Annotated in this window: 4 protein-coding genes; 2 read left to right on the top strand and 2 right to left on the bottom strand. The window is 70.3% G+C overall.

Annotation, left to right across the window (positions count from 1 at the left end; translation table 11 throughout):
• Positions 1-166: 166 nt before the first annotated feature.
• Both DBV14_RS02400 and DBV14_RS02395 read right to left on the bottom strand, forming a co-directional pair.
• Entirely contained in the window at positions 167-2,500 is a 2,334-nt protein-coding gene (locus DBV14_RS02400) for an ATP-binding protein (protein ID WP_124457602.1), read from the bottom strand.
• Between the two features lie 8 nt (positions 2,501-2,508).
• Positions 2,509-3,354: a helix-turn-helix domain-containing protein gene (locus tag DBV14_RS02395; RefSeq protein ID WP_124457601.1), complete on the bottom strand. Its 846-nt coding sequence runs from the start codon at positions 3,352-3,354 to the stop codon at positions 2,509-2,511.
• Positions 3,355-3,575: 221 nt separating this feature from the next.
• Here DBV14_RS02395 and DBV14_RS02390 point away from each other — a divergent pair, with 221 nt between their 5' ends.
• Both DBV14_RS02390 and DBV14_RS02385 read left to right on the top strand, forming a co-directional pair.
• A complete protein-coding gene (locus DBV14_RS02390; RefSeq protein WP_124457600.1) occupies positions 3,576-11,621 on the top strand; it encodes an SdrD B-like domain-containing protein in 8,046 nt (2,681 codons plus the stop codon).
• Between the two features lie 89 nt (positions 11,622-11,710).
• Positions 11,711-15,943 carry an OmpA family protein gene (locus tag DBV14_RS02385; protein ID WP_185545898.1) on the top strand — a complete coding sequence of 1,411 codons (4,233 nt, stop codon included), beginning with the start codon at positions 11,711-11,713 and terminating at the stop codon, positions 15,941-15,943.
• Positions 15,944-15,949 lie beyond the last annotated feature (6 nt).

Raw genomic sequence — 15,949 nt, 5'->3', positions numbered from 1 at the left:
TGGTGTACCGCTGATCAACGACCACTCTGATGACGCTCACGCGGATGGTGTGCTCTGCGCAGCGAAATAAAGGAGGAGCGAAGCGGGGGACATTCGCGGAGCAGAGCACACCGTCGGCGTGAGCGTCGCCCTGAACAACGGCCAGCGCCAAAAAGCGACCACGAACTCAGCCCCGCGCCCCAGGCGTAGCGCGCGCCAAATGGCGGATGTGCTCGAAGTCCAGTGCGTCCAGCGCCTGCCGCACAGCCGCGACCAGCGCCGCGTGGTGTGCATCGTCCGCGAGCCGGTCGGCCCACTCGTGCAGGTCCGTCCATCGGCCTTCGCGTGCGAGGGTTTCCAGCTCGGCGCGCATCGCGTCGGGCAACGGAGCGATGCCCGCCACGGGACGCGGACGCCGCCGCCAGCCCTGCGCACGCGGCTCGGTGAATGTCGGCATCGGCGGGGGCATCGGTGTGAGCGTCGTTTCCGAAAGGGGCGGCGCCGCTGACTCGGGTGCCGCATCGACCACCACCGAGAAGCGCAAGCGCGTGCCCAGGTCACGCCGGCTGTCGAGTTGCAGCACGCCTCCCATCTGCGTCACGATGCGGCGCGCAATCGCCAGGCCCAGGCCATGGCCGTCGGTGCTGGCGCCGACGCGTTCGAACGCCAGGAACACCCGCTGCTGGTCTTCCGGGGCTATGCCGATGCCGCTGTCCCATACCTCGATGTCCAGCCGCCACTGCGACGACGACACCGCATGCGCCTCCACGCGCAGGCCCATCTGTCCGTCGCGCGTGAACTTGGCCGCGTTCGACAGCAGGTTCAACAGCAACTGCTGGAATCGCTTGCTGTCGAGCGACACCACCGGCGGCAGCGCGCCGTTGCGGTCGAGCGCAAAGCGGTTGTTCTGGCGCTGCGCCAGCGCGGCGGCGTACTGCGCGATGTCTTCGATCAGCGCCGGTAGCCGCACCGGCCGGGGATCGAAGGCGAAAGGCATCAGCTCGCCCTTGGCGTATTCGAGCAGGTCGTCGACCAGCGAGAGCTGGTAGCCGGCACTGCGCTCGATGGCCTGCAACTGCTCGGGCCTGGAGCCGAGCTCACTGCGCAGCATGCGCACGTGGCCGACGATGGTGGCCAGCGGCGCGCGAAGGTCATGGCCGATGCAGGCCATGAGCCGGTTCTGCTCGCGCGCATGGTGCTCGGCCTGCTCCAGCGCGGCGTTCAGCGCGTGCGTCTTGCGCGCCACCTCGTCGCGCAGGCGCTGCTGTTCGTGCGCCTGCCATTGCAGCAGCGTGCCCTTTGCCTGGCGGCGCTGGTGCGACAGGCGATGGGTCCACGAGGCCAGCGCGACCAGCCCGACCAGCAGGCCGGGAAAGCCGAGCACATAGGCATCGAGGCCCGGCAACGCCCGCGCCGGCAGCGACAGCTCGGCCAGCCGCAGGCACACGCCGACGGTCACGACGAGCATCACCGGAAAGGCCAGCTTGCCGCCGGGCCCCGCGCGGCGCATGTAGAGAAAGCTGCTGACGGTGAGCGCAAGCACCAGCAGCAGCGCATTCAGCACGCCGGCCTGCGCGTAGGGAGCGTAGGTGCCGACCAGCGTGCCGATCGTGATGGCGCATTGCACGGCGAGCAGCATGGCCAGCGTGGGCAGGCCCGGCGGGCGCACCGGGCCGCGCCGCGTGAGCGCATACAGGTACGCCACCATGCTCAGCACGCAGCAGCCGGCCAGCACGCCGGCCGCGCGGTAGCTCCATTCGGGGCTGTGGGGCCACAGCGCCAGGTGCGTGTGGCCGCGGTAGGTGCCCTCGTACAGCGCGACCAGCGCAAAGCCCAGGCTCTGCGCGGCCATCGCGAAGGTGCGGGTCTGGAACCACAGCGCGAGCGAGTAGACGGCCAGCACCAGCAGGCCGCCGATGAGCAGGCCGTCGAGCAGTGCGTGGCGGCTTTCGGATTCGCGCCAGCTGTTGGCCGTGTGCAGCCAGGGGCTGAGCTTCACGCTGCTGCGGCTTTGCACGCGCACCAGCACGCGCGCGCTTTCTCCGGGCTGCAGGTCGAGGTCGAGCGTGGGCACGCGGTCGGCCGGGGCTTCCTGCGGCGTGCCGAGGCCCGCCACCGTGTGGGTCCAGGCTTCCAGATCAGAGCCGGGGCGCCGCCGCAGCGCATGAAAGTCGACGTGCTGCAGCCATGTGGTGTCGAGCACGAGGCGCATCGGCTGCACGGTGCCTGTGTCGTTCACGAGCGTGAAGCGCAGCCAGAAGGCCGATCTCGAAAAACCCGGCCGCATGCGCGCGGCGGTGCCGGGCAGGAAGCCGCCGGGGCTGTCTTCGGTGAGCGTGTCGGCGGCTTCGACCGTCAGTTGCGTGGTCGGGTCTTCGAGCCATTCGACTTCGTTGTCGAGCGCCACGGGCCAGGCCTGGCTGCCATCGATATGCAGCGTGGCCGCGGCATGCGCGGGGGGCTGCAACCACAGCCAGCACACGGCGCACAGCCACGCCGCAACCCAACGCCGCGGGGCCATCGCGGCGTTCAGGCGCGCGCCGCCGCTGGGGTCTCGGCGGCGCGGAACCTGGCGTTGCGAAAGGCGGCGGGCGTGGCGTCGAAGCGCTCGCGGAAAGCGGTGGAGAAGTTGGCGGCGCCCGAGAAGCCGACCTCGAGCGCCACCTCGTCGATGCTCAGTGCCGACGACAGCAGCAGGCGCTGCGCCTGCTGCAGCCGGGCTTCGCGCAGGAACTCGAACACGGTCTGGCCGGTGCGCTCGCGGAACACGCGCGACAAGCGCTTTTCATGCGTGCCCACGCGCATCGCGATCTCGGCCAGCGAAGGCGCACGCGACAGGTTCGACAGCAGCACGCGCTCGGCCGCCTGCGCGATCACGCGGTCGGCCTTGTCGCGGCCGGCGCTGCCGCCATCGGGACTGTCGGCGCCGTCGGCATCGACATAGACCACCTCGGCGGGATCGATGTTTCGCTTGCTATCGGCCAGGGTCAGGTGAATGGCCACGCGGGCCAGTACTTCGGAGGCTTCGTAGGGCTTGAGGATGTAGTCGACCGCGCCTTCGCGCAGGCCCGTGAGCCGCTCTTCGACCGAGCCCGAGGCCGTGACGAAGATCACCGGAATGTGCGCCGTGGCGCGGTCCGCCTTCAGCAGCCGGCAGGTGGCGTAGCCGTCGATGGCGCCCATGCGCACGTCGAGCAGGATCAGGTCGGGCAGCAGCGCGGTGGCGCGGCGGTAGCCCTGCATTGCATCGAACGCGAAGCTGATGCGGTGGTCCGCGCCGCGCAGCGTTCCCAGCAGAACCTGCAGTTCGTCGATGTTGTCATCGATCAGCAGGATGTGCGCGCGCTTGGTGGGAGTGGACGACCAGTAAGACATGCGGCCGAGCGTAGGCGGGTTCCCGGGAAACCCGATGTGACTAAGTTCACATTTGTTTGCAATAGTAAATTAATGTCATCTCGGGCAATAGTTCCGTACCGGCGCGCAAAACCCCGGCAAGCCCCCCGTTTCAAGAATCCCCCCCTTCTCCGGACAGCCACCCCCGCGCAACGCGGCGGGCTGGAACGCATCCGGCCGGTCGACGCATCACGAGGGACGGGATGTTCAGGAATTCAACGAGTTTGTCGGGCGCGCACGCATTGCGTCGCACCTTTTCCCTGGCACGGGTGGCGGCAACGTCGCTCGCGGGGCTGCTGTTCGCGGTAGCGGCACACGCGGCGCCGCAGATCTCCAGCCTGGTCCATGCGCCGGACATCCTGCCGGCCGGCGGCACGGTGACCAGCACCGTGACCGTGGCCGAGAGCGACAGCATGCCGATCCCTTCGCCGGGCATGTCGTTCACCTACACGATTCCCGCGAACACGATCTACATGGGCACCGGCGCGGTCCCGGTGGGTAGCTGCACGGCCGACGTGGCGGTGGGGAGCCCCGGCCCCGGCACGCTGACCTGCTCGGGCATCACCCTGGCGGCCGGGCAGGCGCCAGGCTTCGAGGTGCTGCTGCGCACGCGCACGCAGGGCACGCTGAGCGTGACGGCCACACCCTCGGGCGGCGGCACCAGCGAAACCAAGACCATCACCGTGAACCAGGGCGCCGACATGGCGGTGACCGTCAACGCGCCGGCCAACGCGGCGAGCGGCTCGACGGTGCCGATCGTCTTCACGCTCACCAACAACGGCCCCGACACCAGCACGGGCTCGACGCTGACCTATCCCATTCCCACGGGCCTGACGGTCTCGGGCACCGGCCTGCCCCCGGGTTGTTCGATCAGCGGCAGCCAGCTGACCTGCAACGTGCCGGCCACCCCGGCCACCCCGGGCAGCAACACGCGCACCTTCAGCATCAACGGCGTGGTCACCGCGGGCGCGGGCTCGACCATCACCCACCAGCCGGCCGTGGCGCCCACGGGTTCGATCGGCGACGGCGTTTCCACCAACAACAGCGTCACCGCCAACACCACCGTGACGGCCGGTTACGTGCTCGCGCTCGCCAAGAGCCACGACGGCGGCCAGCTGCTGGTGGGCCAGCGCTTCAACTTCCGGCTGAGCCCGCGCTTCAGCGGCACCCCGCCCACCGGCGTGACGCTCAGCGACACGATCCCCGCCAACTTCGCGATCCAGCTGCCGATCAACCCGCCCACCGGCTGGAGCTGTTCCGTCAGCGGCCAGACGGTGAGCTGCACCCGCAGCAACATCGGCGGCAACAACGGCGCCAGCGTGGCGCTCGGCGACATCCTGGTGCCGGTGGTTGCCATGACCGCCGGCACCGGCGTCGTCAACGAAGCCACCGTCAGCGCGACCGGCCCCATCGCCAATTCGGCCACCGGCAGCGTTCCCGCCGACGTGGCGGTCTCGGCCACCGACTTCCGCGCCGACAAGCGCCGCGGCTGGCCGCAGAACAACGTGCCGCTGGGCCAGGCCTTCGACTACCAGGTTGGCGCCACCAACCTGGGCGGCACGCGCTTGCTCGCGGGCAGCACCGTCCAGCTGCTGGACGACCTGCCGGCCGGCGTGCAGATCAACAGCGTCACGCAGCGCGACGGCTACACCTGCACGGTGACCCAGGGCGGCGCCACCGTCGTGCCGACGCCTGCCACTCCGGTGCAGGGCCCCGCGACCGTGAGCTGCACGCGCACGCTCACGGCCGACATCGACGTCGACCTGTCCGCCGGCAGCAGCGCACGCAACGCCGGCTACATCATCGTCAACGCCACCATCGCGGCACTGCCCCCGGGCGGCGGCCAGATCGTCAACCGGATGTGCGTGAACGTGGCGCTGCCCGCCACGGCGCCCACGCTCGGCACCGACCCCGACGCCAACACCAGCAACGACTGCGTGAACCTGGGCACCGGCGTGAACGACAACGCCACCGCCGCCGACGTGAAGGTGCTCAAGCGCGTGGTGGGCATCGGCAACGGCGCCGGCAACCGCCAGATCGTGGGCCAGCCCGTGACCTGGGAAATCGAGGTGGTCAACGCCGGCCCCTCCGAGGCGCAGAACGTGGTCGTCACCGACAATTTCGCGCAGGTGATCGGCGCCGGCAATGTCTCGCAGACGCCCAACGGCGGCACCTTCGTCGGCAGCTGCGCGCTGCCGGCCAACGGCAGCGGCTTCGGCCAGGCCTCGCTTTCCAACTGCACGCTGTCGACCCTGCCGGTCTGCCGCGCGAGCACCGACGCACCGAGCGCGCTGCCGCTGTGCCCGGTGGTGCGCGTGGTGGCATCGCACTACGGCAACGGCCGCTCGGCCACCGACCACGGCTTCGAGATCGACAACAAGGCCAACGCCCTCGCGACGACGCCGGCCGATCCGAACCTGGCGAACAACGATGGCGAAGCCACCGCCTACCTCGTCGCACGCAGCGACGTGGTCGTCACCAAGACGGCCAGCCCCGCTTCGATTCCGGTCGGCCAACTGCTCAGCTACACGCTCACCGTGCGCAACCAGAGCCTGCAGCAGGGCAGCCTCAGCCGCGCCTACGACGTGCGCGTGGTCGACACGCTGCCGGCCAACCTGATGTTCATCTCGGCCACTGCCTCGGGCGGCGGCAGTTGCACCACGGTGCCGAACACCACGCAGCCCACGGGCACCGGCACCACCAACAACCAGCTCGCGTGCGCATGGACCTCGCTGGACCGCAACGTGCAGCAGACCGTCACGGTGCGCGTGCGGCCGCTGTACGTGCTGAACGGCTCCACGGTAACCAATGCCGCACAGGTTTCCACGGCAACGCCAGAGACCAACTCGACCAACAACAACGCCACCGCACAGGTGACCGTCACCGCGCCGGCGTACGACCTGGTGGTCACCAAGCTCGACGACGCGGACCCGGTGAACGTGGGCGACGACGTGGGCTACACCATCACGGTGTCGAACAACAGCGCCTCGACGGCGGAAGACGTGCGCATGGTCGACACGCTCCCGCTGCCCGGCCCGAACGGCGAGGCCCCGCCCACGCTGGTGTCGGTGGCGCTCCCGTCGAATGCACCGGCGGGCACCACCTTCGCGCTGGCCGCCGGCGCGGCCATCGGCTCCGCCGGCGGCCAGATCGTGTTCACCATCCCGACGCTGGGCGGCGCGGGCTCCACCTCCACCGGCGAGACCAGCACGCTGCAGTTCCGCGTGGTGCTGCGCGGCGTGTCGCGCGGCACTTTCCAGAACAACGCCAAGGTCGATTTCGTCGACGCCGCGCGCAATGCCTTCGACATCGTGCAGGCCAACAACACGGTGGCCGAGAACACCACGTTCCGCTTCAAGGCCGACGTGCAGGTGCTCTCCAAGACCGCCGTGTCCACGGGCACCAATACGCCACTCGCCACGGTGTCGAGCAGCCAGGGCTTCGACTGGCTGGTGCAGGTGCAGAACAACGGCCCCGACAGCGCCGAGACCACCAGCTTCACCGACACGCTGCCCGCCTCGCTGGTGCTGGCCGGCACGCCGGTGTTCACCGTGACCGGCGGCACTTTCACGCCCGTCGCGCCCACCTGCACCGGCGTGGCCGGCGGCAATGCCGTGAGCTGCGCCATCGCGTCGATGCCCGCCAACGGCACGGCCACCGTGCGCATCCCCGTGCGCTTCAGCGGCGCGACACCGGCCAACGGCACGGTGATCACCAACCGCGCGCACATCGTCACCACCGGCTCGGGCGACACCAACGGCGGTGCCGACCCGAACGGCGGCAACAACTTCAACAACGGCAGCATCACCGTGCAGAACAGCGCGCTGTCGGGCCGCGTGTACGAAGACACGAACGGCAACGGCGTGCTCGACGGCGGCGAGCCCGGCATCGGCGGCGTCACCCTGAACCTGACCGGCACCGACAGCCTGGGCAACGCCGTCTCGATGACGACCACCACGGACAGCAACGGCAACTGGGGCTTCACCGTGCCCGCCGGCACCTACAGCGTGGCCGAGGTACAGCCCACGGCCTACCTGCCCGGCATCACCAAGGCCGGCACCGTCGCCGGCCCGGGCAGCACGCCCGGCACCGTGCCGCCAGGCACCTCGAACGGGCCGAACGGCTCGAACGCCAACAACATCAACAACATCGTGCTGGGCCTTGGCGGCAGCTCGACGTCGAACAACTTCGGCGAAGTGCGTGCTTCCAGCCTGGCCGGCCGCGTGTACCAGGACGCCGACTACAACGGCACCGCCAGCGCGGGCGACCCCGGCATCGCGGGCGTGACCGTCACGCTCACCGGCACCGACATGTTCGGCAATCCGGTGAGCCTGACCACCACCAGCGCGAGCGGCACGGGCAACTACGCTTTCAATAGCCTCACGCCCGGCAACTACACGCTGACCGAGACGCAGCCCGCGGCCTTTGCCGATGGCAGCGACGCGGCCGGCACGGCAGGCGGCACCGCGGGCAATGACGTGGTGAGCGCCATTGCGCTGAAATCGAACGTCAACGCCACCGGCTACGACTTCGGCGAACTGCTCACCCGCATTCCGGTGCGCGTGTTCGTGGACGGCAACAACGACGGCATTCCGCAGGCCGGCGACACGGGCATTCCGAACGTGGAGCTGCGCCTGACCGGCACCGACGCCGCGGGCAACCCGGTGAACATCCTTGCCACGCCCACGGGCCCCGCGGGCAGCTACGAGTTCCGCAACGTGCCTCCATCGGGAGCGGGCGGCTACACCATCACCGAGACGCAGCCGGCCAACTACGCGCCCGGCAAGGCCAATGCCAACGGCCACCCCGGCACGGCGCAGGCCGACGGCAACAGCATCACGGGCGTGACCGTGTCCGGCACCAACGTGCCGCTGACGCAAGGCGATTACTACTTCGGCGAACTGCTGCCCAGCGGCATCTCGGGCCGCGTGTACTACGACCGCGACGGCAATGGCGCGCAGGGCGCGGTGGGCGTCGAGCCCGGCCTGGCCGGCGTGACGATCACGCTCACGGGCACCGACATCAACGGCCAGCAGGTGACGCGCACCACCACCACCGGCGGCAATGGCGACTACAGCTTCCTGAACCTCGCACCGGGCACCTACACCGTGACCGAGACGCGGCCGCAGGGCTACGAGCCCGGCATCACCAAGGCCGGCACCGTGAGCGGCGCGGGCAGCACGCCGGGCTCGGTGCCCACGTCGGGCAATGGCGTGACCAACGGGCCCAACGGCTCGACCGCCAACGTCATCCAGAACATCGTGCTCGGCGTCGCCGGCGCGGGTTCGACCGCCAACAACTTCGCGGCCGTGCGGCCGGCCAGCCTGTCGGGCTACGTGTATGCCGACGTGGCGCCGTCCAACGGCACCCGCGACCCCGGCGAGCCCGGCCTCGGCGGCACCACCGTGCGCGTGACCGGCACCGACTTCCTGGGCAACGCCGTCGATCGCACCGTGCAGACGGCAGCCGACGGCCGCTACCTGGTCGACACGCTGCCCCCGGGCACCTACCAGATCGACGAGACGCAACCCGCCGGCATGGCCGACGGCCCAGAGTCGCTCGGCACCGTGGGCGGCGCGCCGCGCGGCACCGCCAACCCGGGCACCGTGAACGACCGTTTCGGCGGGCTCGCGCTGGTGTCGGAAGAAGCCGGCATCGACTACAACTTCGGCGAGCGCGGTGGGCAGATCGCGGGCTGGGTGTACGTCGACGCCAACAACGACGGCATCCGCCAGGCGAGCGAGACCGGCATCGCGGGCGTCACGCTGACGCTCACCGGCCGCACCTCGGGTGGCCTGCCGGTCAACACCACCGTGGTGACCGACGCCAACGGCCGCTACGTCTTCACCGGCCTGCTGCCGGCCGACGCCGCGGGCTACACCGTGCGCGAGACGCAACCCGTGACGTACGCCGACGGCCTGGACGCCGTGGGCACGCTCGACGGAGTGGCCAGCGGCACGCTGGGCAATGACGTCATCAGCGCCATCGCCTACCGCGGCGGCAACGGCGACAACTACAACTTCGGCGAGCGCGGCGCTTCGCTGGCGGGCACCGTCTACAACGACGCCAACCGCAACGGCACGCGCGAGCCGCAGGACTTGCCGATTGCCGGCGTGACCATCACGCTGACCGGCACCGACGCCGCGGGCCAGCCCGTGACGCGCACCGCCGTCACCGGCTCCGACGGCCGCTACGACCTGCCGGGCCTGCCATTACCCGGCCCCGGTGGCTACACCATCACCGAGACGCAGCCCGCGGGCTACGACGAAGGCATTGCCGTGCCGGGCACGCTGGGCGGCACCGCGCGTGGGCCGAACCAGATCCAGGTGACCTTCACTTCGCTGAACGCCAACGGCACGGGCTACGACTTCAACGAGCACAGCAACCAGCCCGCGTCGCTGACCGGCACCGTGTGGTTCGACCAGAACCACAACCGCGGCCGCGAAAGCGGCGAGGGCGGCGGTGAAGGCTGGACCGTCGAGCTGCTGCGCTGCGGCGACGGCGGCTACGCCTGCGCCGAAACGGCGACCACCGTGCTCTACAGCGTGACCACCGGCGCCGACGGCAGCTACCGCTTCGGCGACCTCACGCCCGGCGAATACCGCGTGCGCTTCCGCTCGCCCGACGGCCGCCTGGTCGGTGGCGTGTGGCCGACCGATGCATCGCAGAACGGCGCCAACGGCCCGTACCCGACGCCGCCGGCCAGCGACCCGCGCTTCACCATCAAGGTGCGCGTGAACCCCGGTGCCAACGTGCAGAAGCAAGACCTGCCGTACGACCCGGGTGGCGTGGTGTACGACAGCGTGAGCGGCACGCCCGTGCCCGGCGCCGTGGTGCGCCTGGTGGGCCCGCCCGGCTTCGATCCGGCGCAGCACCTGTTCGACGGACGCGACAGCTACACCACCGGCCCCGGTGGCTACTACGACTTCTTCGTGCTGCCGGGCGCACCGGCCGGCGAGTACCGCCTGGCGATCACGCCGCCTGGCAACTACCTGCCGTCGTCGATCTACCCGGCCGCCGTGGGCGCGCTCGGCACGCAGTCGTGCTCGCCGCCCGCCAACGGACCGGCACCCGCGCAGACCAACCCCTGCGTGGTGAGCCCGGGCGCGGCCCTGGTGCCCGGCGCCGGCTACTACCTGATGTTCATGATGCCGGGCGGCGGCGGCCAGCACGTGGTGGCCAACAACATCCCGCTCGACCCGTCGGACGCCACGCTCATCGAGCTGCGCAAGACCACGTCGAAGCTCACCGTGAAGAAGGGCGAGCTGCTGCCGTACCGCATCACGGCGCGCAACACGCGCGGCAACCCCGTGCCGGGCGTGGCCGTGGTGGACACGCTGCCACCGGGCTTCCGCTACGTGCAGGGCTCGCTGAGCGTGCGCACTTTGCCGGGCGGCGTCGCGCTGCCGGTGGTGCCGCAGGTCAACGGACGCCAGCTGGTGGTGCCCGGCCAGAACTTCGCGCCCAACGAGACCAAGGAATACCTGATGGTCGCGGGCGTGGGGGTCGGCGTGGGCGAGGGCGAGTTCGTCAACCAGGTCATCGCCACGCAGGGCGTGGGTGGCCGCGTGCTGTCGAACCTGGCCACCGCCACCGTGCGCGTGGTGCCCGATGCGCTGTTCGATTGCACCGACGTGATCGGCAAGGTCTACGACGACAAGAACGCCAACGGCTACCAGGACGAGGGCGAGCCCGGCATCGCGAACGTGCGCATCGCCACCGTCAACGGCGTGCTGGTGACCACCGACGCCGAAGGCCGCTACCACATCGCCTGCGCCGCCATTCCGAAGGACGGCACCGGCAGCAACCTGGTGCTGAAGCTCGACGAGCGCACGCTGCCTTCGGGCTATCGCACGACCAGCGAGAACCCGGCGGCCGAGCGCGCCACGCGCGGCAAGGTGCTGAAGGTCAACTTCGGCGCCACCGTGCACCGCGTGGTGCGGCTCGCGCTGCAGGGCGCGGCCTTCGACGACGGCAGCGCCGCGCTGCGCGCCGGCTTCGTGCCCGAGCTCGACCGCACCGTCACCGTGCTGGCCGAGAAGACCTCGGTGCTGCGCCTGGCCTACCGGGCAGCGCCCGGCGAGGCCGAGGCACTGGGCCGCCAGCGCGTCGACGCGGTGAAGGCCGCCGTGCTGTCGCGCTGGAAGCAGCTGGGCGAGCAACGCGCGGACCGCAAGGAAGCGCCGCTCTTCAACCTGGACATCGAGGTCGAGCTGGTGCCCGCCACCGCCGCCTCCTCGAAGCCATGACCGCAGCCATGAATGCAGCCATGACCCGACCCACCGCACCGAACCCGTTCCAGCGAGCCGACATGAGAAGAAGACAGCTTCCAAAGCGCATGGCCCTTGCGGGCGCCGTCACCGCCGCCTGCATGAGCATGGGGTTTGCCTTCGCGCAGGAGACCGCCGTGCGCGGCCGCATGCTCGAGCATGCCGCGGCCGACCCGCGTGCCGTGGAACTCGACGGCGCACGGCACCTGCCGCGCAGCGGCGAGCGCGAGCTGCCCAAGGCCACCTTCGTGCTGGGCGACGCGCGCGAACCCGTGGCGGCAGCCACCGCGTCGGCAGCGGCCACCGCGGCACCCGCAGCACCGGTCGAACGCAGCGACACCGGCACGCCGCATTTCGCGTTGGGCGCGGACGGCCTGGTGCCGTCCGACCGCGCGCAGCTCGACCGCATCGCCGACCAGGTGAAGGGCCACGACGGCCTGCGCTTCGAGATCGTCGGCCACACCGACACGCAGGCCCTGAGCGCGAAGTCGCGCGAGCGCTTTGCCGACAACCACGCGCTGGGCCTGGCCCGCGCGCAGCAGGTCGGGCGCTACCTCACGCAGCGCCTGGGCCTGCCCGAAGGCGCTGCGGCGGCCACCTCGCGCGGCCCCGACGTGCCCGTGGCCACGCCGGCCACCGACCCCGCCAACTGGGCCGCCAACCGCCGCGTCGAAGTGCGCGTGTACTGGCGCGATGCGCCGGTGGCCGTGGCGGCGCCCGCGCCGGCAGCCGACCCCGGCATCTGCCGTACCTTTACCGCCATCGGCACCGACGATGCGCCGCTGCGCCTGAGCGTCGATGGCCAGCTGCTCACGCCGGACGGCAAGAGCCCATCGACCGTGGCGGGCGAAGGCACCACCAGCGCCGACCGCCAGCGCTGCGTCGACGTGCAGCTGGAGCGCAACCAGCTGCGCCTGCAGTACGACAACCTGTCGCAGCCGCGCCGCCTGAGCGCCTCCGCATGGCCCACCACCGTGGTGGCCGGCGACACCGTGCGCTTTGCCGGCTACAGCAACTACCTGCTCTTCACCTCGAAGGCCGAGCTGCGCATCTTCACCGCCAACGACGTGATGCAGCGCCGCCTGCTGGCCACCGTGCCGCTCGATGCAGGGCTGCGCGGCGAATGGCTGGTGCCCGAGGGCCTGCGCGAGCGGCTGGCCGCCGGCACCGCCGGCAAGCTGTACTACCGCGTGCGCGTGTACGACCGCCAGGGCCGCTTCGACGAAACCGACGACCTGTCTTTGTCGGTGGCCGAGCGCCATGTGCCCGACGCAACCACGCCCGACGTGGCGCGCGAACTGCTGCGCGCCTACGGCCAGAACAACATCGCCATTGCCAACATTCCGCTGGCGGCCGGCACGGTGACGGCCAGCGGCGCGAGCATCCGCCCCGGCGAGACCGTGCGTGCGCTCGGCTTTGCCGTGCCGGTGGACGAAAGCGGGCGCTTCGTGTTCCAGCAACTGGTGCCGCGCCGCGTGCAGACCGGCGAGATTGCCGTCACCGATGCGCAGGGCGCCACGCGCGCCTACCGCCGCGACTTCGAGCTGCCCAAGAGCGACTGGTTCTTCGTCGGCCAGGCCGACCTGACCGTGGGCAGCAACAGCGTGAGCGGGCCGGCCGCGATCATGACCAACGACAAGAACCGCTACGGCGGTGGCGGCTGGAGCGAAGGCCGCATCGCGGGCTATGCCAAGGGCCAGCTGAACGACCGCTGGACGCTGACCGCCAGCGTCGACACCGAGGAACGTCCGCTGAAGGAGCTGTTCCGCAACCTCGACCGCAAGGACCCGACCTCGCTGTTCCGCCGCTTCGACCCCGAGGATTCGTGGAGCACCTTCGGCGACGACTCCACCACCATCGAGGACGCACCCACGCAGGGCCGCTTCTACCTGCGCGTGGACGACGGCCGCTCGCAGGCCATGTGGGGCAACTTCAAGCTCAACTTCGGCGACACCGAGCTGACCCGCGTGAGCCGTGGCCTGTATGGCTTCTATGGCCGCTACCTGGGCGAAGAGTCGACCTCGTTCGGCGAAGCGCGCCTGAAGATCGACGCCTACGCGGCCGAGCCCGGCACGCTGGCCGCGCGCGAAGAATTCCGTGGCACCGGCGGTTCGCTCTACTACCTTCGCAACCAGGACATCACGCGCGGTGCCGAGCGCGTGACCCTGGAGATTCGCGACCGCGACTCGGGCTTCGTGCTCAAGCGCACGCAACTGGTGCCCAGTTCCGACTACGAGATCGACTACCTGCAGGGCCGCGTGCTGCTGTCGGCGCCGCTGCCCAGCCTGTCGGACGACGGCTCGCTGGTGCGTGCGGGCGGCTTCACCGGCATGCCGACCTACCTGGTGGTGGACTACGAATACACGCCCATGGCCACTTCGCTCGACACGCTCGCCGTGGGCGGCCGCGTGTCGTGGTGGGCCAACGACCACGTGGGCGTGGGCGTGACCGCCTCGCGGCAAGACCAGATCGGCGGCGACCAGCGCCTGGCGGGCGCCGACATCACGCTGCGCAAGACCGAGACCACCTACGTCAAGGGCGAGTTCGCGCGCAGCAAGGGCCCCGGCACCAGCCAGCTCGATTCGCTCGACGGCGGCTTCAGCTTCAGCGGGCGCAATGGCCTTTCGGGTTCGCGCCTGGGCAATGGCCCCACCGGCAACGCGAGCGCCTGGCGGCTCGAAGGCCAGGCCGACCTGGCCGACTTCGATATTCGCGGCGGCGGGCGCATCAGCGCCTATGCGCAGTCGCGCGACGCCGGCTTCTCGGCGCCGGGCCAGTACGCCAGCAATGCCACGCGGCAGGTCGGCCTGTCGGGCACCGTGCCCTTCGGAGAGAAGGGCGAGAACGGCGAACTGCGCCTGAAGGTCGACCGCCGCGACGAACGCGACGGCTACAACAGCAGCGTGGTCGATGCGCAGTACGGCCTGGCCCTGTCGCCCAACTGGAAGCTGGGCCTGGGCCTGCGCTACGACGACAAGACCGGCGACACGCTGATCACCAGCCCGTCGTTGCCCACCACGCAGGCGGTGTCGGGCGAACGCGCCGACGCGGCCGTGCAGCTCGAATACACCGGCAACGACCGCTGGAGCCTCTACGGCTTCGCGCAGAAAACGCTGCGGCGCACCGGCACGCGGCTGGACAACGACCGCCTCGGCCTGGGCGGGCGCTACCGCCTGACCGACAAGCTGGCGTTGCGCGGTGAAGTCTCGACCGGCGACGGCGGCCTGGCCGGCAAGGCCGGTGTCGACTACCAGTACGACGACCGCTCCAACCTGTACATGACCTACGTGGCCGACACCGGCCGCACCGACGAGAACCTCATCGGCCGCGGCGGCAGCCTGGTGACCGGCGTGCGCTCGCGCGTGGGCGACGGCCTGACCATGTTCACCGAGCACCGCCATGCCACCGGCACGCAGCCGGGCCTGACGCATGCCTACGGCGTGCAGTACGCGCCCGACACGCGCTGGACCTTCGGCGTCAACTTCGAGAACGGCTGGGTCGGTGCCGAGACGCTCGGCGCCACGCGCCGCCAGGCCGTCGCGTTCACCACCGGCTATTCGAGCGAACGGCTTAAGTACAGCGGCGGCCTGGAGTACCGCAAGGACCGCACCACGGCCGAGACGCGCACCAGCTGGCTGGTGAAGAACTCCTTCACCTGGAAGGTGAACGACGACGAGCGCTGGCTCGGCAAGTTCAACTGGGCCGACAGCGACAGCACCACCGGCAGCCTGGCGGCGGCCAAGTACACCGAAGCCATGCTCGGCTATGCCATGCGCCCGGCGCTGGACGACCGGCTGAACCTGCTCTTCAAGTACACCTACCTGTACGACCTGTCGTCGCCGGGCCAGGTGGTCTCGCGCGGCGGGCTCGACGGCAACCTGGGCACCACCGTGTCGAGCACCGGCATCGACTACCAGCAGCGCAGCCACGTCTTTGCCGTCGATGCCACCTACGACATCAACGCGCGCTGGACCATCGGCGGCAAGTACGCCTGGCGCCTGGGCGAGCTGCGCGCCAGCCGCGACAGCTCGGCGCCGTGGTTCAAGAGCTCGGCGCAACTGGCCGTGCTGCGTGTCGACTGGAAGCTGGTGCGCAACTGGGACTGGATGGTCGAGTGGCGCTCGCTGCGCGCCAAGGAACTGAAGGACCGCAAGAACGGCTGGGTTACCGCGGCGTACTACCACGTCAACGAGAACCTGAAGGTGGGCGTGGGCTACAACTTCACCGACTACTCCGACAACCTCACTGACATGAGCTATCGCAGCAAGGGGTGGTTCCTCAATGTGCTGGGCAAGTTTTGAGGCGCA

The sequence above is a fragment of the Variovorax sp. KBW07 genome, assembly GCF_003852515.1.
GTDB lineage: Bacteria > Pseudomonadota > Gammaproteobacteria > Burkholderiales > Burkholderiaceae_C > Variovorax.
This window is presented reverse-complemented; position numbering and strand designations above follow the sequence as displayed.

Excerpts from the sequence above, each read along its gene's own strand:
- DBV14_RS02400 (WP_124457602.1), bottom strand. The coding sequence starts at position 2,500 with ATGGCCCCGCGGCGTTGGGTTGCGGCGTGGCTGTGCGCCGTGTGCTGG.
- DBV14_RS02395 (WP_124457601.1), bottom strand. The coding sequence starts at position 3,354 with ATGTCTTACTGGTCGTCCACTCCCACCAAGCGCGCGCACATCCTGCTG.
- DBV14_RS02390 (WP_124457600.1), top strand. The coding sequence starts at position 3,576 with ATGTTCAGGAATTCAACGAGTTTGTCGGGCGCGCACGCATTGCGTCGC.
- DBV14_RS02385 (WP_185545898.1), top strand. The coding sequence starts at position 11,711 with ATGGCCCTTGCGGGCGCCGTCACCGCCGCCTGCATGAGCATGGGGTTT.